Raw genomic sequence first — 24,432 nt, forward strand, 5'->3', positions numbered from 1 at the left:
CTCCGTCCTGCCCTTGGCATGATCCATCTCACCCTCATCATCGTCGATTTCCTGACGGGCCTGCTGGCGGCCGGCGCCTGGGCGCTGGCGTCGGCCGGCGGCGCGATTGCCGCGGTGGTGGGTAGCGGCGTGCTGGGCGTGTCGCTGTTCCGGCGCTGGCGACGCAAACCCTAAATCTCCAGCTGCGACCCCAGTTCGACCACGCGGTTCACCGGCAGCTTGAAGGACTCCATGGGGCTTTCCGCATTGCGGATCATCCAGGCGAACAGCTTTTCGCGCCAGATCGCCATGCCAGGGCGGGCCGAAGCGATCAGCGTCTGGCGGCTGAGGAAATAGCTGCTGTCCTTGACCGTGATCGGGCCGCCGCAATCCTGCACCGATTTCAATGCCGCGGGAATATCGACTTCCTCCATGAAACCGTGGTTGAGCACGACGCGGTAGAAGCCTTGGCCGTTATCGGTCACGGCCACCCGGCTCTCCTCGCGCAGATGGGGCACGCCCTGGGTCCGCACCGTCAAGATGATGTTGCGGTCGTGCAGGATGCGATTGTGCTTCACATTATGGAGCAGCGCGGGCGGCACCCCATCGGTGCTGGACGACAGGAAGATCGCGGTGCCCGGCACCCGTTTCAGCGATCCGCTGGTGGAGCGGATGAACAGGTCCAGTTCCATCGCCCCGTCACGCAGCCGTTCGCGCATGATCCGCCGGCCGGTCGCCCAGGTGGTCAGGCCGACAAAGGCGATCGCCGCGACCAGCAGCGGGAACCAGCCGCCATCGGGGATCTTGGTTGCGTTGGATGCGAAATAGGCACCGTCGACCAAAAGGAAAGCGAGCGTCACGCCGCCCGCGACCAGCGGGTGCCAGCGCCACACGCTGAAGGTCAGCACGCCGACCATGCAGGCGGTAATCAGCATCGTGCCGGTGACGGCGATGCCATAGGCCGCGGCCAGATCGGTCGAACTGCGGAAGCCCAGCACCAGCAGGATGACGAAGATGAGTAGCGCGACATTGACCAGCGGCACATAAATCTGCCCGGCCGCCGACGCGCTGGTGTGCAGGATGCGCAGGCGCGGCAGGAAGCCCAGTTGCACCGCCTGCTGCGTGACCGAGAAAGCGCCCGAAATCACCGCTTGGCTGGCGATGATGGTCGCCATCGTGGCCAGGATCACCAGCGGCAGCCGCGCCCATTCCGGCGCCATCAGGAAAAAGGGATTGGCGGCGGCGGCGGGTTCGTCGAGCAGCAGCGCGCCCTGTCCCAGATAGTTGAGCAACAGGCAGGGAAAGGCGGCGTAGAGCCAGGCGATGCTGATCGCCTTGCGCCCGAAATGGCCCATGTCGGCATAGAGCGCCTCCGCCCCCGTCACCGCCAGCACGACCGATCCCAGCGCCAGGAACGCCAGTTGGGGATCATAGGCGAAGAAGCGCACCGCCCAGACCGGGTTGACGATGGCGATGATGTCGGGATGGCGCGCGATGTTGAGGATACCCAGCGCAGCCAGCACCAGGAAATAGACGACCATGACCGGCCCGAACAGCGCGCCGACCTTGGCCGTGCCGTGGCGCTGGATCAGGAACAGCCCCACCAGGATGACGATCGCGATCGGCAGCACCAGCGGGGTCAGGCTGGCCTGCACCACGGTCAGCCCCTCCACCGCCGACAGCACGGAAATGGCCGGGGTGATGATCGCATCGCCATAGAAAAGCGCGGTCGCCAGCACGCCCAGCATGGCGATCCACGGCGTCCAGCGCGATGGCCCCAGCCGCCGCCCGATCAGCGCCAGCAACGCCATGCTGCCGCCTTCGCCATGATTGTCGGCGCGCATGACGATGAACACATATTTGACCGTGACGATCAGCGTCATCGTCCAGAAGATCAGCGACAGCACGCCATAGATATGCAGCATGTCCACGGTGAGGGGATGATGGCCGACGAAGCTTTCCTTGAGCGCATAAAGCGGCGAGGTGCCGATGTCGCCGAAGACGACGCCCAGCGCGCCAAGCGCCAGCGGCGCCAGCGGCTGCCCCGCGCCGGCATCATGGGGCCGCGCGTCGTCGGTCGGAGAATACATTGTCGCAATCCTTGCCTGCGTAGGTCCGCCCGCGATGCCATGAACCGACATTGCATTTCCATAGGGATAAGCAGGCAGGCGCATAGTATTTTCATAGGATTCGGCGTCCAGCCCGGTGCTTGCCCCAACAATTTATATGCGATCCCTACGGCGGGGGAGGTTTTGCGCTCTCGCATTGCTATGCGCCCATGGGTAGATGGAGCGCCTCCCCAGCATGGAGGCTACATCATGTCCCAATGGCGTCCCCGCCCCGCCACGCAAATCGGCCTGCGATTGATCGGATTGGCGCTGCTCATAAGCTTGCGCCCGCAAGCGGCGTGGCTGCACCTTCTGGTCCGGCAGTCGCCGTCGGTCACGCCCCTGCAACTCATGCTGGCGTCATCTTGCTTCATGAGCGCTGCGGCCGGCATCGCGCTGCTGCTGATGGGACCGGACCTGTGGAAGCCAGTGCGCGTGGCACGCCGCTGGCAGAACGGACGCCAGCGCGCGCATGTTTGGGGAAAATCGCCCCGGACGGCCGATGATGCGTGCAGTTCATCAAGAGGCCGTCCGGGGTCGCAGCATCATCCGACTTTGGAGAAGTCATGACAACGCTGTCCTGGCGCTTTAGAGGATAAGCGCAACCGACGCAACCGGCTTTGATCGGTAAAAATGGAAAGGGCGCGGCCCGCCTGCGACGGCCGCGCCCGTTTGGCGTTGGTGAGCCAGATCAGCCCATATAAAGGTTGGTCGGCAGGCCGCGGACGCCGCTCTCCACCTCGAAAAAGCCGCCATCATAGGGCGTCGGATCGTCCAGCCCCACAGTCGCGCTGCTGACGAACATGCGGTCGAGATTGGGACCGGCAAATGTGATGTTGGTCACCTGCCGCGCCGGAAGGGCGATGGCGCGGTCCAGCCTGCCGTCGGGCGTGAAGCGGCTGATCCGGCTGCCGCCCCAATGGGCCACCCAGATATGCCCCTCCGCATCCACGGTCATGCCGTCGGGATAGCCATCCTCTTCGCCGAACTGGATGAACGGCTCCCGATCGGTCGCGCCATGCTCGGTCCGGCGGAAGCGGTACATCTGCTGCTTCGCCGTATCGCTATGATAAAGCCACCGGCCGCAGGGCGAGAAGGCGGGGCCATTGGGCACGCGATAGTCGCTGTCGATAATGCTCCAACTGCGATCCGGTGCCAGGCGGTAGAGCGCGCCGCGGTCATGCTCCTCGGCCATGTCCATCGTACCGCACCAGATATGGCCCTGCGCATCCGCCTTGCCGTCGTTCATCCGGTTGCCGGGGAAGTGCGGTTCCGGGTCGCCGAACGGCGTAATGACCAGCGGATCGAAGTTGATCTCGGCAAAGCCGCTCTGGAAGCCGCCGATGAACCCACCGGCCTCGCGCTCCGCCACCCAGCCCAGCGGCTCGGCCATGGCGAACCGATCGACCGCGCCGCTCTCCAGCGACAAGCGGTTGAGCGAGGGGGCAAGGATATCGACCCAATAGACGGCGTTATCGCGCGCCGACCAGAGCGTCCCCTCCCCCAGACTGTCCGCGACGCCGCGGTCGATCAACCGCCATTCCGGCATCAGCGCGCCACCGACAGGCGATAGACCATTGCATGATGATAGGGCTTGCCGGGATCGACGCGCGCCGACACGAAGCCAGGCTGGTTGGGCGCATCGGGGAATTTTTGCGGCTCCAGCGCGATGCCGTCGCCCATGCGATAGACGTGCTGGCTCTTGCCGATGAAAGTGCCGTCCAGAAAATTGCCGGTGTAGAATTGCACGCCCGGTTCGGTCGTCAGCACGTCCAGCACCCGGCCCGACACCGGGTCTTCCAGCCGCGCGGCCAGTTCCGGCGTCTTGGTCGCGCCCTTGTCCAGCGCGAAATTATGGTCGTAACCGCGACCCGCGATGATCTGCGCATCGCGCCCGTCGCGCAATCCATCGGCAACGCGGCGGGGCGCACGGAAATCGAACACACCGCCTTCGACCGGCTTCAATGCGCCGGTGGGGATCAGGTTGGCGTCGACCGGCGTATAGGCCTTGGCCGGGATCGTCAGCATATGGCCCATCGCGCCGTCGGGCGCCCCTTCGCCCGCCAGATTGAAGATGGCGTGATTGGTCATGTTGACGATCGTCGGCTTGTCGGTCTTCGCGTCGAACGCGATGCCAAGGTTGCCGGCGTCGTCCAGCGTATAGGTGACGGTCACGTCCAGCTTGCCGGGATAGCCCGAATCGCCGTCCGCGCTGGTCAGCCCCAGCACCAGCGACGCCTTGGGACCGCTCTTGAGCGACACGACCTTCCACACCTGCTTGTCGAAACCCTTGCCGCCGCCATGCAGCGAATTGACCTTGTCATTCAGCGGCAACTGATAGGCTTTGCCGTCGAGGCTGAACTTGCCACCGGCGATGCGGTTGGCATAGCGGCCCACGGTGACGCCGAAATAATTGGGGAAATCGACATAGCCTTTAAGATCGTCATAGCCGAGCAACACGTCGGCGACTTTGCCGTCCTTGTCGGGGCCGGACAGCGACTGGAGCGTCGCGCCATAGGTCAGGATCTTGGCAGACACGCCAGCGCCATTTTTCAGCGTGATCGTTTCGACCGCGGCACCATTGGCGGTGCCGGCGGGCGCGCGGCTGGCGTCGGCGGCAAGCGCCGTGCCGCTTGCGAGCGTGACAGCAAGCGCATACAGACCGACAGCGGGTGACAACGCTGTTTTCAAATCGACGACCTTCCGCATGGACTTCCTCCCTGATAGCTGCGCCCATTGACGGGCGGTTAAGGGGGATATACTCCGACAAAATAAGCAGGCGCAACCCTTGATCGGGTGGCTTGCTACTGGAACTGCAGTGGAGAAGGATGAATGGCAGGACCGATCTCATCAGGCGCGGGCGTGACCGCGACGCACAATCCCGGCACGCGCTACGGCCCTGCGCTGGCGTTGCTGGCCAGCCTCTTCTTCATGTGGGGCTTCATCACCGTCATCAACAACACGCTGCTGCCGCATCTGCGCAGCGTGTTCGAACTCAGCTATACCCAGACGACCCTGATCGAGTCGGTGTGGTTCATCGCTTATTTCGTGGCGTCGATTCCGTCGGCCAAGCTGATCGAACGGGTCGGCTATCAAAAATCGCTGGTCATCGGCCTGCTCGTCATGGCGGCGGGCGCGCTGGGCATGACGGTCGCGGCGTCGATCCCTTCCTATGGCGTGACCCTGGTCATGCTGTTCGTCATCGCCAGCGGCATTACCCTGTTGCAGGTCGCGGCCAACCCTTATGTCGCGATCGTCGGCAAGCCGGAAACCGCATCGTCGCGCCTCAACCTGGTGCAGGCGATGAACTCGGCGGGCACGATGCTGGCGCCCCTGTTCGGCGCCTATCTGATTCTGGGCCGGTCGAAGGGCGGCACGGCACAAGGCGACGTCGTCCTGACGCAGGCCGAACGGCTGGCCGACGCCCAGTCGGTGATCCTGCCCTATGTGATCGTGGCCGCGGTGCTTGCAGTTCTGGCCATCGTCATCGCCCGCTTCCCACTCCCCGCCATGGGCAATGCTACCCAGCGGCACAGCAAGGAGGAGCGGAAGAACTATTCGCTCTGGAACCACCGCAATCTGGTGTTCGGCATCCCGGCGATCTTCATCTATCTGATCGCGGAAATCGGTGTCGCCAACCTGTTCGTCAACTTCGTCAGCCAGCCCGACATCGCCAACCTGACCCATGAGCAGGCGGGCCGCTACCTGACCTTCCTGTGGGGTGGCATGATGATCGGCCGGTTCGCGGGTTCCGCGATCATGCAGAAGTTCGACGCGGGTCATGTCCTCGCCGCCTTCTCGATCGGCGCGTTCATCGTCATGCTGGTCACGGTGTTCACCACCGGCCCGGTCGCCATGTGGTCGCTGATCCTGGTCGGCCTGTTCCATTCGATCATGTTCCCGACCATCTTCACGCTCGGCATCAAGGGGCTTGGGCCGCTGACCGAGGAAGGATCGGGCCTGCTCATCATGGCGATCGCCGGCGGATCGCTTGTGATCGTGCAGGGCTGGCTGGCAGATCATTATGGGTTGCAGACCAGCTTCCTGCTGACCGCGATCTGCGAACTGTACATCCTCTTCTATGCGCTGTGGGGGTCGAAGACGACCCACGCGCTGCCGGACCAACAGGTCGCGGCGGAATAAAGCCGAGGGTCGCACCTGTGGCGTGAAAAAGGCCGGAGCGGACATGCCGCTCCGGCCTTTTTTATTCCTGCCCTGCAAGGGGAGGTGGCGACCCGCAGGGTTGACGGAGGGGGGTAACGACCAGACGCAACGCCAAGACCGCGCACCCCCTCCACCACGCCCTTTGGGCGCGGCCCCCTTCGGCAGAGGCGCATGACTCTGCCGAACCGTGCCGGGGAGGATTTACCGCTGCATCGCGCTCGCCGTATCCTCCAGCGCCAGATCGACCAGTACACCCATTGCTTCGGCCGCCGCAGCCGGATCGCCCGCCGCGATCGCGTCATAGACACGCACATGGTCGGGGATCGGGTTGCGCGGCAACGCGCGGGCGCGCTGCTTATATTGCGTCGTCCAATTGACCGCCGCGCCGATGCTGGCGGTCAGCACCAGCAGCGCGTCGTTGCGCGTCGCGTGCAGGATCGCATTATGGAAATCCCGGTCGGCCGCGCGGCCCGCCTCGGTCGCCAGCGTATGGCGGCGCATCGCAGACAGCGCATCCTTCATGATCTTGAGGTCATCCTTGTCGCGCCGGACCGCCGCCAGCCGCGCTGCGGCGGGTTCAACGATGGCGCGCAGTTCGAACAGATCGCGCACGAACTGGATGTCCGGCTCCCCGGCAAAGGCCCAGGCCAGCACTTCGGGGTCGAGCAGGTTCCAGCGGTTGCGCGGCAGGACGCGGGTGCCCGCCTTGGGCCGGCTTTCGACCAGCCCCTTGGCGGTCAGCACCTGGATCGCCTCGCGATAGGCGCTGCGGGAGACTTCCAGCTCTTCGGCGAAGGCGACTTCGCCAGACAGTACGTCGCCGGGCGCATAATGGCCGGACAAGATCGCCATGCCCAACTTGTGCGCGATCGCACCGTGCAGCCGCCGTCCAGGGCCGCGAACCGCCTTGGTTGCACCGCCATTTTCCGCCTCAATATTCTGCAAAGACGGATTTTCCTTCACCATTTCCGTTCCTCTCGCCTTTCCCCAATCAGGCATATCCGTCCCTATAATACAAGCATTGCCATTACCATCATCCTGTAATATGTCGGAGTAATTAGCAGATTCACCGCCGCCGCCTCGCCCGACAGGGCGATGGTTCGGCGCGCGGCAAAAGGCTTGTGATTTCAATTGAGCGCCGTTTCCAGGCGCGCGGGAGGAGAGTTTTCATGACATTGCGCCTGTTGCAGCACCGTTCGGACAGTGGCGAGCGGACGGTCATCGCCGCGCAGGGCGACAGCGCGCATGTCGTACCAGGTTTCGCCACCATCCGCGCGCTGGCGCTCCATGCGATCGCGCAGAAGATCAGCCTGGCCGCCGCAGTCGAGGCCGCCGGCCAGGGTGCCGCCGTGGATATCGCCGCCGAGTTCGAGGCGGGTCGCCTGCTCGCCCCGATCGATCATGACGATGGCGCCCATATACTGCTGACCGGCACCGGCCTGACACACCTTGGCTCTGCCGAGGGTCGCGACAAGATGCACCGCGAAGCCGCCGCCGCCGAAAAGCAGACCGATTCCATGCGCATGTTTCTGGAAGGGCTGGAAGGCGGCAAACCTGCCCCCGGCGTCGCTGGCCAGCAGCCCGAATGGTTCTACAAGGGCGACGGGTCGCAGCTTGTCGGCCCGACCGACCCGCTCACCATGCCCGCCTTCGCCCAGGATGGCGGCGAAGAACCGGAAATCGCCGGCATCTACATCATCGGCGAGGACGGCACCCCCTATCGCATCGGCCTCGCGCTCGCCAATGAGTTCAGCGACCACATCACCGAGCGGCACAATTATCTGTGGCTCGCCCACTCCAAGCTGCGCCAGGCCGCGCTTGGCCCGGAACTGCTGGTCGGCACCCCGCCCGAGCATATCGAAGGATCGAGCCGCATCCTGCGCGATGGCAAAGTCATCTGGGAAAAGCCGTTCCTGTCGGGCGAAGGCAATATGTCGCACAGCTTTGCGAACCTGGAACATCATCATTTCAAATATGACCTGTTCCGTCGCGCGGGCGACGTCCATGTCCATTTCTTCGGCACCGCCACCCTCTCCTTCAGCGACGGCATAGCCTGCCAAGAAGGCGACGTGTTCGAAATCCTGGCCGCGCCCTTCACCCTCCCGGTGCGCAATCCGCTGCAACGCGCGCAAGCTGTCCAGGTCGCTGTCCAGGCGCTCTGATTTCCATGGACCCGATCCGTATCGCGATCGTCGGCATAGGCAAGATCGCGCGCGATCAGCATGTGCCGGCGATAAGAGGCAATAGCGCCTTCAGCCTGGCGGCCACCGTCAGCCCGCATGATGCGGGCCTCGACGGCGTGCCCCATCATGCCAGCCTGGACGACTTGCTCGCCCAGGGTCCGGCGGTGGACGTGATCGCGCTCTGCACCCCGCCCCAGGTCCGTTATGACCTGGCGGCGCAGGCGCTGGGCAAGGGCATCCACCTGTTTCTGGAAAAGCCGCCCGGCGCGACCCTGGCGGAGGTGGAAGCGCTCAAAGCCCAGGCCGACAAGGTCGGCGTCAGCCTGTTCGCCGCCTGGCACAGCCGCTTTGCCGCTGGCGTCGCCCCGGCCCGCGCCTGGCTGGCGGAACGCCGCATCGACAAGGTGTCGATCATCTGGCGGGAGGATGTGCGCGTATGGCATCCGGGCCAGGCCTGGATCTGGCAACCCGGTGGCCTTGGCGTGTTCGATCCGGGGATCAACGCCCTGTCCATCGTCACCCACATCCTGCCGCGCCCCTTCTTCCTGAAGGACGCGACGTTGGTGCTGCCGGAAAACCGCGCCGCGCCGATCGCCGCCGACCTGGCGTTTCGCGATACGGCGGGCGCACCGATCCACATGGACCTCGACTGGCGCCAGACCGGGCCGCAAAGCTGGGACATTATCGTCGAAACCGACGCCGGGACGCTGAAACTGGCGCAGGGCGGCGCGGTGCTGACCCTGCCCAGCGGCACCGAACATGGCGAGGATGTCGAATATGCCGGCCTCTACGCCCGTTTCGCCACGCTGATCCGGGGCGGCCGATCGGATGTCGACACCAGCCCGCTGCGGCTGGTCGCCGACGCCTTCCTGCGCGGCAAGCGCGAGACGACCCAAGCATTTCACGACTGAACTGAACAGGAGAGGACGGATATGACAAAAACCCTGCGCCGCACCGCCAGCGCGCTGATGCTGTGCGCCAGCGCTTTGATCTGGCAGCCGGCCGCCGCCGACACCGGCGGCAAGCCCACGACCGCCACGATCGACGCCGCCAAGCCCGGCCCGGTCTATGACAAGCGCATCTTCACCCAGTTCGCCGAACATCTGGGCAATGGCATCTATGGCGGGCTGTGGGTCGGCAACGACAAGTCGATCCCCAACACCAACGGCTTTCGCAACGACGTGATTTCCGCGCTCAAGAACCTGGCCGTTCCCGTCGTGCGCTGGCCCGGCGGCTGCTTCGCCGACGAATATCATTGGCGTGAAGGCATTGGCGGCAAAGCCAAGCGCCCGGTCAAGATCAACACCCATTGGGGCGGCGTGACCGAACCCAACACCGTGGGCACCCATGAATTTTTCGAACTGATCCGTCAGATCGGCGCGGAAGCCTATGTCGCGGGCAATGTCGGCAACGGCACGCCGCAGGAAATGGCGGAATGGGTCGAATATATGACCTCGCCCGCCGGCACGCTGGCCGACGAACGGGCGAAGAACGGCCATAAGGAGCCCTGGGCAGTCCCCTATTTCGGCGTCGGCAACGAACTATGGGGCTGCGGCGGCAATATGCGCGCCGAATATGCCGCCGACCTCACCCGCCGCTACGCCACCTTCATCAAGGCGCCGAGCGGCACCAAGATCCTGAAGATCGCGGCGGGCGCCAATGTCGACGATTATAACTGGACCGAAGTGATGATGCGGGAGGCCGGCGCGCAGCTCGACGGCGTTTCGCTCCATTATTACACCCTGCCCCAGGGCGGCTGGCCGCCCAAGGCCGATCCGGTGAATTTCGACGAGACGCTCTGGGCCGACACCCTGTCCAAGGCCGTGCATATGGATGAGCTGATCACCAAGCACACCGCCATCATGGACAAATATGACCCGGCCAAGCGCATCTTCCTGGCGGTGGACGAATGGGGCACCTGGTATGCGCAAGACCCCGGCACCCATCCCGGTTTCCTGCGTCAGCAGAACACGATGCGCGACGCGCTCGTCGCGTCGATCCATCTCGACATCTTCGCGAAACATGCCGAGCGCGTGAAGATGAGCGCGATCGCGCAGATGGTGAACGTCCTCCAGGCGATGATCCTGACCGATGGCAAGAAGATGGTGCTGACCCCCACCTATCATGTCTTCGAAATGTACAAGCCGTGGCAGGACGCGACCGTGCTGCCGATCAGCATCGATACGCCCTGGTATAATAAGGACCAGTTCGTGATGCCGGCCGTCAGCGGCTCTGCGGTGCGGGGCAAGGATGGCAAGGTGCATGTCGGCCTGTCCAACCTCGATCCCAATCAGGCCAACACGGTCACGGTCAAGCTGGGCAGCCTCAATGCCGCCAGCGTCACTGGCCGCATCCTGACCGCAGGCGCGATGAATGCGCACAACACGTTCGATGCGCCCGAAACCGTCAAGCCCGCCGCCTTCACCGGCGCGCAGGTTAGCGGCGGCATTTTGACCGTGACGCTGCCGGCCAAGTCGGTGGTGGTGCTGGAACTGCAATAAAAGTTTGGAGCGGGCGGCGGGTGGAATCACCGCCCGCTCCAATCCCCAAAGGGAAGCGGCTCCTGCGCAGGCAGGAACATGTAGTTCATTCAAGGAGAGGCCCGGATGACCAGGCAGATCATGTCGATAATGGCGGGCCTCGCCCTTCTCGCAGCGACGGCCCCCGCCAGCGCGCAACTGCCGCCGCGCGATACGCTTAACAGCCGCCTGACCGGCGACCTCGTCCCCACCCATGATCCGGTCATCGCGCGTGAAGGCGACACCTATCATGTGTTCAGCACCGGCCATGGCAAGCGGCTGATCGAAACCCGCACCTCGCCCGATCTGGTGACCTGGACCGCGGGCGACCCGATCTTCACAGCGCTGCCCGCCTGGGCGAAGGACACGATCCCCGGCAGCGACGGCATGTGGGCGCCCGATATCAGCTACGTCAACGGCCGCTATCGGCTTTACTATTCCGTCTCGACCTTCGGCTCCAACCGATCGGCCATCGGCCTCGCCACCAGCCCGACGCTGGACCCCAAGGCGAAAAATTACGGGTGGCGCGACGAAGGGCTAGTCGTCATGTCCACCAGGGACGATGATTACAACGCCATCGACCCGAATTTCATCATCGACCGCGAAGGCCGGCATTGGCTGTCGCTCGGCAGTTTCTGGACCGGCATCAAGCTGTTCGAACTGGACCCAAAAAGCGGCAAGCCAAAAGATCCCAAGGCCAAGCCCGTCAGCATCGCCCGCCGTCCCGCCCCCGCCGGCGGCCCTGCCCCGGTGGAGGCCCCCTTCATCGTCGACCATGGCGGCTATTACTGGCTGATGGTCAGCTACGACTATTGCTGCAAGGGCGTGAACAGCACCTATTACACCGTCATCGGCCGATCAAAGGCGATCACCGGCCCCTATCTGGGCAAGGATGGCAGCCCCCTGATGGAGGGTGGCGGCACCATCTTCCTGCGCGCCGACCTTCAGGAAGAGCAGCGTTTCCGCGGTCCCGGCCATGCCGGATGGCTGCACGATAGCGACGGGAAGGACTATGTCGTCTACCACGCCTACGACAAGCAGGCCAACGGCGCGCCCACCCTGCGCATCGCGCCGGTGCGCTGGGGCACAGACGGTTGGCCGCAAGCCGAATATTGATCTATTAGTCCGACTAACATCTTCGGAGAGACACCCATGTCCCTATCTCTATCCCGCCGCGGCTTCATCGGCAGCGCCGCGGCCTTGTCGGCCACACCGGCCATCGCCCGCGCCGCATCGACCCCGGCCGACGCCGCCGGCCCGGTCAATCCGCTCGTCAAGCAGCGCGCCGACGCCCAGGTCTTTCGCCATGACGACGGCTTCTACTACCTTACCGGCTCCGTCCCCGAATATGACCGGCTGGTGCTGCGCCGGTCCAAGACGATCGCGGGCCTGACCACCGCGACCGAAGCCGTGCTGTGGCGGCACGAAGCCAGCGGCCCGCGCTCCGGCTTCCTCTGGGCGCCAGAACTGCACCAGATCGACGGCCAATGGATCATGTATTTCGCCGCCGGCCCCAGCGGCGGCGGGGACGACGTGTTCCGCATCCGCACCTATGCCGTCATCTGCGACGGCGCCGATCCGATGACCGGCAAATGGAGCCTGCTGGGCGAACTGCAAACGCCCTGGGACAGTTTCAATCTCGATTCGACCGTCTTCACCCACAAGGGCGTTCGCTACATGGCCTGGGCGCAGCGCGAACAGGGGATCGAGACGAACAGCAACCTCTACATCGCGAAACTGGAATCCCCGCTGAAACTGGGCCAGGTCACGCGCCTGACCGTGCCGACGCTCGACTGGGAAGTGCGCGGCTACAAGGTCGCCGAAGCGCCCGCCATCCTGAACCGTAACGGCCGCCTGTTCATGACCTATTCGGCCAGCGCCACCGACGCCCGCTACTGCCTGGGGATGCTGAGCGCGGACGAAAATGCCGACCTGCTGGACGCAAATAGCTGGACCAAGTCGCCCCAGCCGGTCTTCGTCACCAACGGCGCCACCAGCGTCTATGGCCCTGGCCATAACAGCTTCACCGTCGATGAAAAAGGCCGCGACATCCTAGTCTATCACGGCCGCGATTATGAGGCGATCCAGGGCGATCCGCTGTTCAATCCCGACCGCCACACCCGCATCCAGCGCCTCTATTACACCGCCGACGGCACCCCCGATTTTGGCGTGCCGGTGGGCAATGGCCCGCTGCCCGAACGCTTCATTTCGTCCACCGATCCGACGCGGCTGATGGCGCATGACGGCACGCAACTGATCGCGGGCAACCCTTCGCTGGCGCAGACGCAATTCCGCCAGCTGCCCGGCCGCGCCGGTGCCCGCAGCGTCATGCTGTCCCCCATATTGATGCCTGACCATTATCTGGTCGCGGGCCAGGATGGATCGCTGACCCTGCAACAGGACAGCAAGAGCGCCGATTTCGCGCTGCGCAGCCAGTTCGTCCGCTTCGACGAGAAGGCGCTGCACGCCGCGCGCTTCGTGTCCATTGCGGTGCCCGGCAAGGCCATCGGCCTGTCCGCAGACCGATTGACGCTGGTCGCCAGCCGCGACCCCAGCGCCTGGTGGCATATCGACTGACGACATAAGTCTGACAATTCAATGCTCGGCGTGCGTCCTGCGTTATGCAGGACGCCCTATTTTTATCCATGCCCTCACGGAAACAGGCCGGAAAACCCTACAACCCTGCGGTGCGGCAATAATATCACATCGCTGAAATTTCCCTGCAATGAACTGCAAAATTCCGCTTGCGATTCATTTGTCGGAGCAATAATTAGTCTGAGTAATTCATGCATGGCCGATGGCCAGCGATAGGGGAGGATTTTGAAATGGCTATCAAGCCGATTGCACTGGGTTCCGCGTCCATGTTCGCGCTGATGCTGGCGGGTGCCGCCCACGCCCAGACCACGCCGACCCCCGTCGCGCCGCAGGCGGCGGATAACGAAGCCGCCGACATCGTCGTCACCGGCGTCCGCGCCTCGATCGTCGGTGCGCTCAACGTCCGCAAAAATTCGATCCAGATCGTCGATTCGATCGTGTCGGAAGACGTCGGCAAGCTGCCCGACAACAATGTCGTCGAAGCGCTTCAGCGCGTGACCGGCATCCAGGTCACCGACCGGGCCGGCGGCGAAGCGGCGACCATCACCATTCGCGGCCTGACCGATCCGCTCACCACGCTCAATGGCCGCAACATCTTTACGGCGGCTGGCACGTCCTTCGCGTTGCAGGATATCTCCGCCAACCTCGTCAAGCAGGTCGACGTTTACAAGACTCGTTCGGCCGACCAGCTGGAAACCGGCCTCGCTGGCCAGATCGACGTCCAGACCCGTCGCCCGCTCGACTTTGACGGCTTCACCATTTCGGGCCTGGCGCGCGGCGTCTATTCGGAACTGGCGGACAAATATAATCCCAACGTCGCCCTGCTCGTCAGCAACCGCTGGGAAACCGGCCTCGGCGACATCGGCTTCCTGGTGAATGGCAGCTATACCCGCGCCGAATTCCGCAACCAGAATTTGCAGGCAGGTGCCATGGTGCCGTTCGCCACCGAAACTCCGCCTGCTGGATCAGGCCTGACGCCGCTGCAGCGCATCTTCCCCGGCGCCACCAATGAAAACTGGACGCCTGGCCTCGACGCGGGCCTGCCCACCGCGCCCGGATCGACGCTCAACATCAATGGCGTCGAAACGCCCTATTATCTCGCCCGCGACGCTGTCATCGCATCCGATGTCTATGGCAAGCGCGATCGGAAGGCGATCAACGCCGCGCTGCAATGGGCACCCAACGACAGCTCGGTCTATACCGCCGAAGTGTTCTACACGGGGTTCAAAGGCGAGACGTTCAACAGCCTGAACTTCAGCTTCGTCGATTGGTGGGGCAACCTGCCTACTGACGTGGCAAACAGCTTCGAACTGTTCGAAGGCACCAACATCATCAAATCGCGTCGGGCAGGAGCCGTCGCGGGCTTCAACAGCGGTGACAGGGCGACCAGCCGCACCGATAGCTATGTCTATGCCCTCAACGCCAAGTGGGATGTGGGCGAACGCGGCAAGATTTCGGCCGATATCGCCTATCAGGACAGCAAGAACGAGACGAGCTTCTTCGCCATCCGCACCGACCGCGGCCCGCTCGACATCGATGTCGATTTCAACGCCGGTGGTGGCCTGCCCGCCTATAGCTTCGGCAATCAGGACGTCCTGACCGACGCTAGCAAGTGGACCGTCGGCAACCTGTTCGATAGCGGCACCAAGAATACCGGTAGCGCGCTGACGATGATGCTGGACGGCGAATATAAATGGGACGAAGGCTTCCTGCGCCGCATTAAAGCGGGCTGGCGCTACGACAAGCGTTCGGCCGACAGCTATGTCCGCGATCAGGGTGCAGGCGGCCTTGGCATAACGCTTGACGCCTTTGGCGAAGGCACCCCTTTCACCAACGAAGGCTTCTTCGACGGTCGGGCGGACATACCGACCAGCTGGGTGCTGGCCGATCCGCGCAGCATGGACAGGGATGCCGTCCGCAACCTGTATCGCGCCGTCGCGCCCGGTCTGCTCCTGTCGGACCAGCTGAGCTTCGGCCGCGTGTTCGGCATCAAGGAAAGCAACCTGGCCGCCTATATCGTAGCCGATGCAGAGGTCGAGATTTTCGGGCGTCCGCTGCAATTGCAGGGCGGCGTGCGCTATGTCGCGATCGACACCGACTATGAATATTTCGACCGTGGCGCGAATTTCGCCCGGACCGGGGTATCGACCGGTTCCGACGATTTCCTGCCGTCGTTCACCGCGCGCTATGCCATCACTGACAATCTGCGCATCCGGTTCAACTATGGCAAAACGCTGCGTCGTCCGGCATTCGGCGACCTGAACCCCAATCTGGCGCTCGGCGGCGATCTGTCGCGCATCGGCTTTGGCACCGGGTCTTCGGGCAACCCCAATTTGCGGGCGACCAAGTCGGAGAATATGGATTTGGCGATCGAATGGTATTTCGACCGCAACAGCGCTATCTACGCCACCGCCTTCCGCCGCAAGATCGAAGGTCTGGTCGTGCCGCTGACCGTGCGGGAATTCATCCCGGACAACTATCTGCCGCGCAACGAAACCTATACCGAATTTTTCAACATCACCCGTCCGGCGAACGCCTCCAACGGTACGCTAAAGGGTCTGGAACTGGGGCTGACCTACTTCCCCTCCTACCTGCCCCCCGTCCTCGACGGGTTGGGCTTCACCGGCAGCGCGACGATCCTGGATTCCGAACAGACGATCCCGGTCGTCAACAATGCAGGCGAAATCACCGGCACGGCCAAGTCCGCCTTCTTCGGTGTGTCGAAGCTCTCCTACAACGCCACGCTGGCCTACGATAAGGGTCCGGTCGGTGCCCGCCTGTCCTATATCTGGCGCAAGGGCTTCCTGAACAACAATGAAGCCCGCGCATTCGCCAACCCGATCGGCATGTGGCGTGCGCCTGAAAAGAGCCTGGACTTCCAGCTCACCCTGAACCTGAACGAAGATATCGGCATCACCTTCGACGCGGTGAACATCACCAAGGCGAAGCAGCAGAATTATTACAAGTTCGGCGATGTCGGCAACCCGACCGAGTTCAACTCCAGCACGCTGCTGATCGACCGCACCTTCGCTCTGGGTGTCCGTTTCAAGTTCGACTAAGCGCCCCATGGGACGCGGCGTCTCCTCGCCGCGTCCCATGATTGGCGGCCGTATCGGGACACTCTCCAGTTCCGATACGGCCGCCATATTTGTTTGTGGATCATAGGGAGGATGCGATGCGCGCCGTGAAGATGCTGCTGCTGGCCGGGGCCGCGACGAGCGGGATCGGCGCAGCGGCACCGCAACCAGCGATGGACGTGGCTGCCATCGCCGCCCAGCGCTTCGGCAACGACGCGCCCTGGTATCGGGACCGCATCCCCTTCTTCGAATCGGCCGATCCCAAGATCGACGCCGTCTATTATTATCGCTGGCAGGTCTATCGCGCGCATCAGCGCGACCTGGGTGCTGAGGGCTATATCACCACCGAATTTGCCGACGATGTCGACTGGCAACGCCATCCCTATGCCAGCCTGAACGACGCCAGCGGATTCCATATCGGCGAAGGGCGCTGGCTGAACGACCGCCGCTTCGCCGACGATTATATCAATTTCATGTATCGCAGCGGCGGCAACGATCGCCATTTCACCGATCATATGGCCGACAGCGTCTGGGGCCGCTATCTGGTCGACGGCGACCGCGCGGATGTGGTGGAACATCTGCCCGTCATGAACCACATCTACCGGCTGTGGGACGATAAATATGACTTCGACAAGGGCCTCTATTTCGTAGAGCCGCTACTCGACGCCACCGAATATACCGTCTCCTCGATCGATGCATCGGGCGGCAAGGATGGGTTCCGCGGCGGCGACGCCTTCCGCCCCTCAGTCAACGCCTATATGTTCGCCAATGCCCGCGCACTGGCGAAAATGGCGGCGATGGCGGGCGACACGGGACTCGCCGCCGATTACACTACCCGCGCCGAAGCCTTGCAAAAGCGCGTGCTGGCCGACCTGTGGAGCGAGAAACTCACCCATTTCATCGACCGCCACCAATCGCGCAAGAATGATTTCGTCCGCTACTGGGAGCCGATCCGCAACCGCGAACTGGTCGGCTATCTGCCCTGGATGTTCGACCTCGTCCCCGACGACGCCAAATATGCCGCGGCCTGGGCACACCTGCTCGACCCCGCCTCGCTCGCCGGCAACGCGGGGATGCGGACGGTCGAGGCGAATTACGAATATTATATGCGCCAATATCGCTATCTGGGCACCGCGCCGGAATGTCAGTGGAACGGCCCGATCTGGCCCTATCAGACGACGCAGATACTGTATGGCATGGCGAACCTGCTCGATCATGCGAAGGCGACCGGTCCTATCACCCGCAGCGCCTATATGCGTCTGCTGCGCCAATATGCCGCGCTCCATTATCAGGGGGACCGCCTGGACATCGAGGAGGATTATCACCCCGAAACCGGCACGCCGATCGTGGGCCTGGACCGCAGCCACCATTATTTCCATTCCGGTTTCAACGATCTTGTCCTGACCGGACTGGTCGGCATCCGCCCCCGCGCCGACGACCTGCTGGAGGTAAACCCGCTGCTGCCCGATACGGCCGACGCCCAGGCCCTCGCCTGGTTCCGGGTGCAGGACGTACCCTATCATGGCCACAAGGTCGCGGTGACATGGGACGTGGACGGTCGCCATTATAAGCGTGGCAAGGGTCTGTCGATCGAAGTGGACGGCCAGGAAGTCGCCCGCCGCGACACGCTGGGCCGCGTCGAAGTACCGGTCGCGCGCGCCGCCACCCCGGCCATCGCCCGCCCGATCAACCGCGCGGTGCAACTGGTCCGCGGCCAGTTCCCGATCGGGTCGGCCTCCAGCAACAGCGACCCGGAAAATATCCATGACGCGATAGACGGGCGGACATGGTTCTTGCCCGAATTGCCCAACGGCTGGTCGTCGTCGCCGTCTCCGGCCCCGCAATGGTACGCCATCGACTTGGGCAAGCCGGTCGATCTCGCCCGTGCCGAACTCGCCTTCTTCGCCGACGGCAAGGGTTTCGCCGTCCCCCAAAGCTACCGGCTCCAGGCTTGGATCGATGGCGACTGGCGCGACGTCGCCACGCCCAAGGGCAGCCCGATCGCCAACGGCATCACCGACATAAGCTGGCCGCGACTGCGCACCGGCAAGGTCCGCCTGCTCTTCACCCAGCCCAGGGGAAAGGCGACCCGCCTGGCGGAATTTAAACTGTTTGAAAGGTGAAAGACGAAGCAGCGGCCGGAACCCTCCATTGCCGCCCGATCTTCTCTGGCCACCGCAGGAAAGGGATGATACACCTCGAAATAAGTTAAATGACGCAGATACTCGCCCCTTCCCGCCCCGGCATTTATGCTCGCGGCACCGAAACGGTCGACGCCATCCTCAAGGCGGCGATGGACGTGCTGATTGACGAAGGGGCGGATGCCTTCACCATCCGCCGCATCGCCGCGCGTTGCGACATGAAGGTAGGCAATGTCAGCTATCATTTTCCCCGCAAGGAAATGCTGATCCAGGTGCTTCTGGATGAGCTGGTCGACAGCTATGGCAAGCTGCTCGACGCCGTCGTGCACAAGCCCGGCCTGACCGCGGAAGAACGACTGAAGCTGGTCATCATCCTCTGCCTCGACGATATCGGGTCGAAACGCACGACCCATTTGTTCACCGAACTTTGGGCGCTGGCCAATCACAACCCCTTCGTCGCCGACCGGGTCAAGGCTTTCTACGACCGGGTCCATGGCGTGATCGGCGACCATGTTGCCGCGATCAATCCGGCGCTGTCGCCCGACGACGTCCGTACCGTGGCCCTGTTCATCAGCGCGACGATGGAGGGCGCAACGCCCTTCCTGGGCCATGGCAAGCCCTGGGCCGACAAGATGCCCGCCTTCACCGCGCTCGCTGTGCAATCGCTGGTGGCGCTGGCCCGCAATGCAACCTCGGCGGACATCGCCGCCCTCGCCCCGGCGCGCGAACCCGAACTGGCCTGACGGCAAACGCTGCGTCGCAACATTTATTTGTTGCTACGTCATTTCGCCCCCTTGACCAAATCTGGACAGCTGTCAAACCTTGTCCCCGGCGCAGCAGGGATCAGGGGGATCAGCCAGCATGTCGAAGACCAGTTTCAGGATATTCGCCGCCGCCCTCTGCGGATCGCTGCTTGCCAGCGCCGCATTGGCGCAGGCCGCACCGGCCGACACCAAGGCTTCGGTCGAACCCGAAGAATCCGACACGTTGACCATCGACCCGCCCAAGCCGACATGGTTCTTTGTCGACGGCGGATGGGACATGCCGGGCACCAGCATCTTCGACGGCGAAAGCGGCAAGATGAAGGGGATGGTCGAAACCCGGCGGCTCGCCGACATGGCGATCGATCCGGCCGGCAAATATTATTATGTCGCCGAAACCATCTGGTCGAAAAACGACCGTGGCACGCGGCAGGACATGGTCACCGTCTATGACAGCAAGACGCTCAACCTGGTCACGGAAATCGCGATGCCGGGTCGCCTGCTGATCGGATCGCGCAAGAATAATTTCATCATCAGCGACGATGGCAAGACCGGCTATATCTATGATTTCAGCCCGACATCGGGTGTGAACATCGTCGACCTGGCCAAGCGCAAGCTGATCACCGCGATCGAACTGCCCGGCTGCGCCAGCCTGATGCCCAATCCGGGCGTCGGCTTCTCCGCGCTCTGTTCCGACGGATCGATCGCAACCGTGGCGATCAAGGGGACGAAGGGGGACATCACCCACACCGCCCCCTTCTTCGCCGCCAGCGACGATCCGATCTTCGACAATTTCGCCTATGACCGGATCAAGAAGCAGACGACTTTCCTGACCTATACCGGCCAGATCTACACCGCGAAGATCAGCGCGACGCCGACCGTGTCCGCGCCCTTTTCGATCCAGGCGGCAGCCGGCATCCGCGTCGGCGACGCCAAGCCGCTCGACGTCAACTGGTATCCGGGCGGCCGTCAACCGATGGCGCTGCACCGCGCGACTGGCATGTTGTTCGTGCTGATGCACAAGGGCGAATATTGGTCGCACAAGGCGTCGGGCGACGAAGTATGGCAGGTCGATGTCGCCGCGCAGAAGGTGGTCAAGCGCTTCGTGCTCAAGGAGCCGATGAACAATATCGAAGTGTCCCAGACCGAAAATCCGCTGCTCTACATGAACGGCGAAAAGGGCGAAGTGCATGTGATGGACGTCGCCACCGGCGAGGAAAAGCACAAGATCGAGAAGGCCGGTGGCGGCATCATCACCGTGCTGGAGCCGTCCTGACCATGGCTTTGGCGGAGCAGATGCTGGCCCTGTCAGGCCTTGCCGCCTCGATCGCCGTCGGCCTGTTCTTCCTGGTCGCGGGCATCGACCAGTGGCGTCATCGCGCGCTGCTGCCCGGCGTGATCGCCAATTATCGCCTGCTGCCCCGGCGGCTGATCGTCCCCGCCGCCCGGCTGCTGCCCGTGGTGGAGGTCGCCACCGGCGCGGCGTTGCTGGTCGGCCTGCGCCCGTTGCCGCAATTGCTGGGAATAGCGCTGCTGCTGCTGTTCGCCGCGGCGATGGCGATCAACATCCTGCGGGGGCGCGGCCATATCGATTGCGGCTGCGGCCATGGCGCGCTGCGCCATGCGATAGGCTGGCCGCTGGTCATCCGCAACGGCGCGCTCGCCGCGCTGCTGGCGCTCCGCCTGCCCACGCCACCCGCCTTCGGCGCGATCGACCTCGCCACGGCCTTTGCCGCCGGTGTCGCCATCGCGCTCCTTTGCCTGCTCTTCCAGTCGCTGGCCGCGCTCGCCGCCTCGCCCGCTCATCGGAGATAACCATGCTCACCTCGCTGATCGTCTCCCAGATCCTGTCATGGATCGTCATTATCGGCCTCGTCGTCGCGCTGCTGGCGCTGGCGCGGCAGGTCGGCGTGCTGCACATCCGCGTGGCGCCTGCCGGCGCGCTCGCCACCAGCGGCGGCCCGGCAGTCGGCGGCGCGATCGGCGCGATCCCGGCCACCACGCTCGACGGCCAATCGGTCAGCGTCGGTGGCCATGCCCATGGCGTGCCGTTGCGGCTCCTGCTGTTCGTGTCGGCGCAATGCCCGCTGTGCAAGGCGGTGATCCCGATGGCGACCAGCTTCGCCCGCGCCGAGCGCGTGGCGTTGACCTTCGTGGGCGATGACGACGCCGGAGCACAGCGCGCCATGATCGCGCAGCACGGGCTGGAGGGCCATGCCTTCCTCAACGGACCCGAAGTGGGCCAGGCGTACCAGGTCGCCAAGCTGCCCTTCGCGGTGCTGCTGGACGAAGAAGGGACGATCCTGTCGAAGGGGCTGGTCAACAGCCGCGAACATCTCGAAAGCCTGGTGGTCGCGCATGAAATGGGCATCGCCACGGTGCAGGATTATATTGGCGGGCTGAAGGCGCAGGCGGCCTGACGGCAGAAATGGGGGCAAGTTCATGAAAAAGTTCAACGCCGACAGCATGGGCGAAAAATTGCTGCGCAAATTCGCCGGGGCCAGTTCGCGCCGCTCGATGCTCTCGCGCCTGGGAGCCGCGCTGGTCGCCGCCCCCGTTTTCCCGCTGCTGCCGGTCAGCCGCGCAGAGGCCGCCAAGCCCGATCGCTCGCCCGAAACCAAGACTTTCTTCGCCCGCACCGCGCAGACGAAGGACGATACCAAATGCGACTATTGGCGCTATTGCGCGATCGACGGGGCGCTCTGCACCTGTTGCGGCGGCGGCATCCACAGCTGCCCGCCCGGCGCGGAGCCTTCCCCCGTTTCCTGGGTCGGCACCTGCATCAACCCGGATGATGGCAAGGCCTATCTGATTGCCTATCGCGACTGTTGCGGCAAACCCGCCTGCGGCCAATGCGGCTGCGACAATACCGATCGCGAGACGCAACTCTATGTGCCGCAACTCAACAATGACGTGATCTGGTGCTTCGGCACCAGCAGCATGGATTATCATTGTTCCACCGCGGTTCTGGTAGGCGCGGCAAGCTAAGGCCACTTATGGCGCATCGTCCAAGTCACCGTTCGCTTCGAGCGAAGTCGAGAAGCCTTTGCGCGACCGTTTCTCGACTCCGTTCTAAACGAACCGGTGGTGGCGCGGTATCTCGCTAGTGCTCGGCCTGTCTCCAAAAACGCCTATCGCCGCGCTCTGCGCCGCCTTGCTCCTGCTCGGCACCGCCATCGGCGTCCGCGCGGCGCTCCCACCCATGGGCCTGCTCCCCGCGGCGATCGCGGACCCGGACATGGCGCGCGCGGACTATGTCGAACAATGCGCCGGCTGCCATGGCGTCACCGGCAGCGTCGCGCCCGCCCGGCTGCCTGAACTGCGCGGCCGGGTCGGCTGGTTCCTGTGCACACCGGAAGCCCGCGCCTATCTCATCCGCCTGCCCAATGTCGCGCACAGCCGGATCAAGGATAATCAGCAACTCGCCGACATGATGAATTTCGTCGTCTTCGGCTTGGGCGGCGCCAGCGCGCCATCGGGAGCCGCACCCTTCACGGCGGACGAAGTCGCGCGCGAACGGCTGCACCCCCTGTCCACCACCGCGCTCAAGGCCGAACGCGCCCGCCATGTCGACGCCGCGATCCGCCAGTGCAAGGCGCCGGCCTCACTACGACTGCTCTATCCAGGCGAAAAGGGCTAAGCCTCTTACTGCCCGGCAACCGCATCTGCGCCGCCGCCCGCGTTCAGGAATGGCTGCACCCGCAAACGGGGGAACACGTCTTCCAACGACTTGCTGTCGGGCAGGATATAGACATAGCCGCCCTTCTTGCGAAAACGCGGGCTGACGCTCTGATTGTAGAAAATCTTGGGCACGTTGATGCAGCCGAAGGTGATGCGGTTATCGTCGATCGCGGGCGAGAGCATCCGTTCCTTGCGTTTGTCCTTCGGATTGCCGGGCGGAATGACGTGCAACGCCACCGACGTCGCATAATCCACCCACAACACCCGCTGCTTGCCTGCGGCCACGCCGAATTTCGCCAGGAAGCGCCCCGCCGGCGTCGTCTTTTCCGCCGGACCGATCTCGGAAAGATTCTTGCTGCCGATGCCCGGCGTCGCCTCGTCACCCGGCGCGATGCCGATCAGGACCGGCGCATGGGCCAGCATCTTACCCTTGGCATCGAACAGATAGGCCACAGCGCCCGGCTTATCGATGATGATATAGGGCAGCGCGTGATTGTCCTGCGCCCCGGCGACCCAGTCTGCAACGCGCGTGGCGCCATCCGACAGGATCACCGGCGCGTCGGTCACAGGCGCTTGGGCGGCGGCGGCCTTTCCCGTTTCCACCGCGCGCACCGGCCCGGCCAAGGCCAGGCCCTGCGCGGCAACCGCCACCAATATCGCAAACTTCATGGGATAACCTCGAAGAGGGGTTCGGCAAAAAGGGCCGGCACCAAGGGAAGCGCCGGCCCGATCGCGATCAGGACGGCCAGGCCGTCCTTGATCTGTGAGGCGTATCAGTTGCGCGCGCGCTTGCGCTGGGCTTCCTGCATCCGCTGCTCGACGCCATCGACGCGGCCGTTCAGCTGGTCGAGCCGCTGGCTGTTCTGCTGCGACTGACCCGATGCGGCGCGGGCCTCCGCCAACGCCTGCTGCGCGGTGCCGTCGGTCGTCTGCAATTTCGCGTCGAGCGCATCGACGCGCTGGTTCACGACGGCGACCTGTTCGCGTACAAACCCTTTGGTGGCGCAGCCGGTCAGGCCCATCGAGCCTGCCAAAACCGCGGTCAGGGCCCCTATTTTCGTCAAAGAGGGCGACATATTATTCTCCTGATAGTCGAAATGACCCACTCGTTGGAGGCCGCCCAAGACCGTTTCGGCAACGTGATTATGACCGGGCGTGCATTGGCCCGGTTGAACTGAGCGATCCGGAAAAGCGCGCTATTCCGCCGAAAACCAGGATGAATTG

22 protein-coding genes are annotated in these 24,432 nt (G+C 63.9%); 16 read left to right on the forward strand and 6 right to left on the reverse strand.

The window, feature by feature from the left end; all coding sequences use genetic code 11:
* The first annotated feature begins 18 nt into the window (after positions 1 to 18).
* The gene (locus HHL08_RS06450) at positions 19 to 174 is read left to right on the forward strand and encodes a hypothetical protein (protein ID WP_169571651.1); all 156 of its coding nucleotides are present in this window, start codon (positions 19 to 21) and stop codon (positions 172 to 174) included.
* On the opposite strand, the gene HHL08_RS06455 is transcribed toward HHL08_RS06450, so the two are convergent.
* On the reverse strand, positions 171 to 2,069 hold the full coding sequence (locus tag HHL08_RS06455; protein ID WP_169571652.1) for a potassium transporter Kup: 1,899 nt from the start codon (positions 2,067 to 2,069) through the stop codon (positions 171 to 173). The two genes, HHL08_RS06450 and HHL08_RS06455, sit on opposite strands and share 4 nt — an antisense overlap.
* 273 nt (positions 2,070 to 2,342) lie before the next feature.
* Between HHL08_RS06455 and HHL08_RS25520 the strand changes: the two genes are divergently transcribed.
* Positions 2,343 to 2,657, forward strand: a complete 315-nt coding sequence (locus HHL08_RS25520; RefSeq protein ID WP_235954957.1) for a hypothetical protein — start codon at positions 2,343 to 2,345, stop codon at positions 2,655 to 2,657.
* Between the two features lie 121 nt (positions 2,658 to 2,778).
* Here HHL08_RS25520 and HHL08_RS06465 read toward each other — a convergent pair whose 3' ends face one another.
* Together HHL08_RS06465 and HHL08_RS06470 are read right to left on the reverse strand one after the other, a co-directional pair.
* On the reverse strand, positions 2,779 to 3,636 hold the full coding sequence (locus HHL08_RS06465; RefSeq protein ID WP_169571653.1) for an SMP-30/gluconolactonase/LRE family protein: 858 nt from the start codon (positions 3,634 to 3,636) through the stop codon (positions 2,779 to 2,781).
* The gene (locus tag HHL08_RS06470) at positions 3,636 to 4,796 is read right to left on the reverse strand and encodes an aldose epimerase family protein (protein ID WP_169571654.1); all 1,161 of its coding nucleotides are present in this window, start codon (positions 4,794 to 4,796) and stop codon (positions 3,636 to 3,638) included. Before HHL08_RS06470 ends, HHL08_RS06465 begins: the two co-directional genes overlap by 1 nt.
* 123 nt (positions 4,797 to 4,919) lie before the next feature.
* Between HHL08_RS06470 and HHL08_RS06475 the strand changes: the two genes are divergently transcribed.
* Positions 4,920 to 6,230, forward strand: coding sequence for a sugar MFS transporter (locus HHL08_RS06475; RefSeq protein WP_169571655.1), 1,311 nt, complete (start codon positions 4,920 to 4,922; stop codon positions 6,228 to 6,230).
* 222 nt (positions 6,231 to 6,452) lie between these two features.
* On the opposite strand, the gene HHL08_RS06480 is transcribed toward HHL08_RS06475, so the two are convergent.
* Complete coding sequence (locus HHL08_RS06480) at positions 6,453 to 7,217, reverse strand: FadR/GntR family transcriptional regulator (protein WP_206377755.1); 765 nt, start codon at positions 7,215 to 7,217, stop codon at positions 6,453 to 6,455.
* Between the two features lie 203 nt (positions 7,218 to 7,420).
* On the opposite strand from HHL08_RS06480, the gene araD1 reads away from it, so the two are divergent.
* The 13 genes from araD1 (at position 7,421) to HHL08_RS06545 (ending at position 23,167) form a co-directional block, all read left to right on the forward strand.
* Positions 7,421 to 8,413, forward strand: a complete 993-nt coding sequence (gene araD1, locus HHL08_RS06485; RefSeq protein WP_169571656.1) for an AraD1 family protein — start codon at positions 7,421 to 7,423, stop codon at positions 8,411 to 8,413.
* Between the two features lie 5 nt (positions 8,414 to 8,418).
* Positions 8,419 to 9,345: a Gfo/Idh/MocA family protein gene (locus HHL08_RS06490; protein WP_169571657.1), complete on the forward strand. Its 927-nt coding sequence runs from the start codon at positions 8,419 to 8,421 to the stop codon at positions 9,343 to 9,345.
* A 21-nt stretch (positions 9,346 to 9,366) separates the two neighbouring features.
* Positions 9,367 to 10,935: an alpha-N-arabinofuranosidase gene (locus HHL08_RS06495; RefSeq protein WP_169571658.1), complete on the forward strand. Its 1,569-nt coding sequence runs from the start codon at positions 9,367 to 9,369 to the stop codon at positions 10,933 to 10,935.
* Between the two features lie 105 nt (positions 10,936 to 11,040).
* The gene (locus tag HHL08_RS06500) at positions 11,041 to 12,069 is read left to right on the forward strand and encodes an arabinan endo-1,5-alpha-L-arabinosidase (protein WP_169571659.1); all 1,029 of its coding nucleotides are present in this window, start codon (positions 11,041 to 11,043) and stop codon (positions 12,067 to 12,069) included.
* Between the two features lie 36 nt (positions 12,070 to 12,105).
* Positions 12,106 to 13,530: a glycoside hydrolase family 43 protein gene (locus HHL08_RS06505; protein WP_169571660.1), complete on the forward strand. Its 1,425-nt coding sequence runs from the start codon at positions 12,106 to 12,108 to the stop codon at positions 13,528 to 13,530.
* A gap of 248 nt (positions 13,531 to 13,778) precedes the next feature.
* A complete protein-coding gene (locus HHL08_RS06510; protein WP_169571661.1) occupies positions 13,779 to 16,607 on the forward strand; it encodes a TonB-dependent receptor in 2,829 nt (942 codons plus the stop codon).
* 116 nt (positions 16,608 to 16,723) lie between these two features.
* A complete protein-coding gene (locus tag HHL08_RS06515; protein ID WP_169571662.1) occupies positions 16,724 to 18,748 on the forward strand; it encodes an MGH1-like glycoside hydrolase domain-containing protein in 2,025 nt (674 codons plus the stop codon).
* Positions 18,749 to 18,837: 89 nt separating this feature from the next.
* Entirely contained in the window at positions 18,838 to 19,509 is a 672-nt protein-coding gene (locus tag HHL08_RS06520; protein ID WP_169571663.1) for a TetR/AcrR family transcriptional regulator, read from the forward strand.
* Positions 19,510 to 19,627: 118 nt separating this feature from the next.
* Complete coding sequence (locus tag HHL08_RS06525) at positions 19,628 to 20,803, forward strand: amine dehydrogenase large subunit (RefSeq protein ID WP_169571664.1); 1,176 nt, start codon at positions 19,628 to 19,630, stop codon at positions 20,801 to 20,803.
* A gap of 2 nt (positions 20,804 to 20,805) precedes the next feature.
* Entirely contained in the window at positions 20,806 to 21,342 is a 537-nt protein-coding gene (locus HHL08_RS06530) for a MauE/DoxX family redox-associated membrane protein (protein WP_169571665.1), read from the forward strand.
* Positions 21,343 to 21,344: 2 nt separating this feature from the next.
* Entirely contained in the window at positions 21,345 to 21,947 is a 603-nt protein-coding gene (locus tag HHL08_RS06535) for a thioredoxin domain-containing protein (protein ID WP_169571666.1), read from the forward strand.
* A gap of 22 nt (positions 21,948 to 21,969) precedes the next feature.
* Positions 21,970 to 22,515 (forward strand): methylamine dehydrogenase (amicyanin) small subunit, encoded by a 546-nt coding sequence (gene mauA / locus HHL08_RS06540; RefSeq protein WP_169571667.1) that lies wholly within the window; start codon positions 21,970 to 21,972, stop codon positions 22,513 to 22,515.
* A gap of 118 nt (positions 22,516 to 22,633) precedes the next feature.
* The gene (locus tag HHL08_RS06545) at positions 22,634 to 23,167 is read left to right on the forward strand and encodes a cytochrome C (protein WP_328804585.1); all 534 of its coding nucleotides are present in this window, start codon (positions 22,634 to 22,636) and stop codon (positions 23,165 to 23,167) included.
* 5 nt (positions 23,168 to 23,172) lie between these two features.
* Here HHL08_RS06545 and HHL08_RS06550 read toward each other — a convergent pair whose 3' ends face one another.
* Positions 23,173 to 23,877 (reverse strand): hypothetical protein, encoded by a 705-nt coding sequence (locus HHL08_RS06550; RefSeq protein ID WP_235954958.1) that lies wholly within the window; start codon positions 23,875 to 23,877, stop codon positions 23,173 to 23,175.
* 104 nt (positions 23,878 to 23,981) lie between these two features.
* Entirely contained in the window at positions 23,982 to 24,284 is a 303-nt protein-coding gene (locus HHL08_RS06555) for a hypothetical protein (protein ID WP_169571668.1), read from the reverse strand.
* Positions 24,285 to 24,432: the final 148 nt, after the last annotated feature.

Source organism: Sphingobium psychrophilum (assembly GCF_012927105.1).
GTDB lineage: Bacteria > Pseudomonadota > Alphaproteobacteria > Sphingomonadales > Sphingomonadaceae > Sphingobium > Sphingobium psychrophilum.

Coding starts and splice junctions, on each gene's coding strand:
- HHL08_RS06470 (WP_169571654.1), bottom strand. CDS start 4,796: ATGCGGAAGGTCGTCGATTTGAAAACAGCGTTGTCACCCGCTGTCGGT.
- HHL08_RS06535 (WP_169571666.1), top strand. CDS start 21,345: ATGCTCACCTCGCTGATCGTCTCCCAGATCCTGTCATGGATCGTCATT.
- HHL08_RS06490 (WP_169571657.1), top strand. CDS start 8,419: ATGGACCCGATCCGTATCGCGATCGTCGGCATAGGCAAGATCGCGCGC.
- HHL08_RS06480 (WP_206377755.1), bottom strand. CDS start 7,217: ATGGTGAAGGAAAATCCGTCTTTGCAGAATATTGAGGCGGAAAATGGC.
- araD1 (WP_169571656.1), top strand. CDS start 7,421: ATGACATTGCGCCTGTTGCAGCACCGTTCGGACAGTGGCGAGCGGACG.
- HHL08_RS06510 (WP_169571661.1), top strand. CDS start 13,779: ATGGCTATCAAGCCGATTGCACTGGGTTCCGCGTCCATGTTCGCGCTG.
- HHL08_RS06520 (WP_169571663.1), top strand. CDS start 18,838: ATGACGCAGATACTCGCCCCTTCCCGCCCCGGCATTTATGCTCGCGGC.
- HHL08_RS06450 (WP_169571651.1), top strand. CDS start 19: ATGATCCATCTCACCCTCATCATCGTCGATTTCCTGACGGGCCTGCTG.
- mauA (WP_169571667.1), top strand. CDS start 21,970: ATGAAAAAGTTCAACGCCGACAGCATGGGCGAAAAATTGCTGCGCAAA.
- HHL08_RS06505 (WP_169571660.1), top strand. CDS start 12,106: ATGTCCCTATCTCTATCCCGCCGCGGCTTCATCGGCAGCGCCGCGGCC.
- HHL08_RS06475 (WP_169571655.1), top strand. CDS start 4,920: ATGGCAGGACCGATCTCATCAGGCGCGGGCGTGACCGCGACGCACAAT.
- HHL08_RS06525 (WP_169571664.1), top strand. CDS start 19,628: ATGTCGAAGACCAGTTTCAGGATATTCGCCGCCGCCCTCTGCGGATCG.
- HHL08_RS06465 (WP_169571653.1), bottom strand. CDS start 3,636: ATGCCGGAATGGCGGTTGATCGACCGCGGCGTCGCGGACAGTCTGGGG.
- HHL08_RS06530 (WP_169571665.1), top strand. CDS start 20,806: ATGGCTTTGGCGGAGCAGATGCTGGCCCTGTCAGGCCTTGCCGCCTCG.
- HHL08_RS06495 (WP_169571658.1), top strand. CDS start 9,367: ATGACAAAAACCCTGCGCCGCACCGCCAGCGCGCTGATGCTGTGCGCC.
- HHL08_RS06515 (WP_169571662.1), top strand. CDS start 16,724: ATGCGCGCCGTGAAGATGCTGCTGCTGGCCGGGGCCGCGACGAGCGGG.
- HHL08_RS06550 (WP_235954958.1), bottom strand. CDS start 23,877: ATGAAGTTTGCGATATTGGTGGCGGTTGCCGCGCAGGGCCTGGCCTTG.
- HHL08_RS06500 (WP_169571659.1), top strand. CDS start 11,041: ATGACCAGGCAGATCATGTCGATAATGGCGGGCCTCGCCCTTCTCGCA.
- HHL08_RS06555 (WP_169571668.1), bottom strand. CDS start 24,284: ATGTCGCCCTCTTTGACGAAAATAGGGGCCCTGACCGCGGTTTTGGCA.
- HHL08_RS06455 (WP_169571652.1), bottom strand. CDS start 2,069: ATGTATTCTCCGACCGACGACGCGCGGCCCCATGATGCCGGCGCGGGG.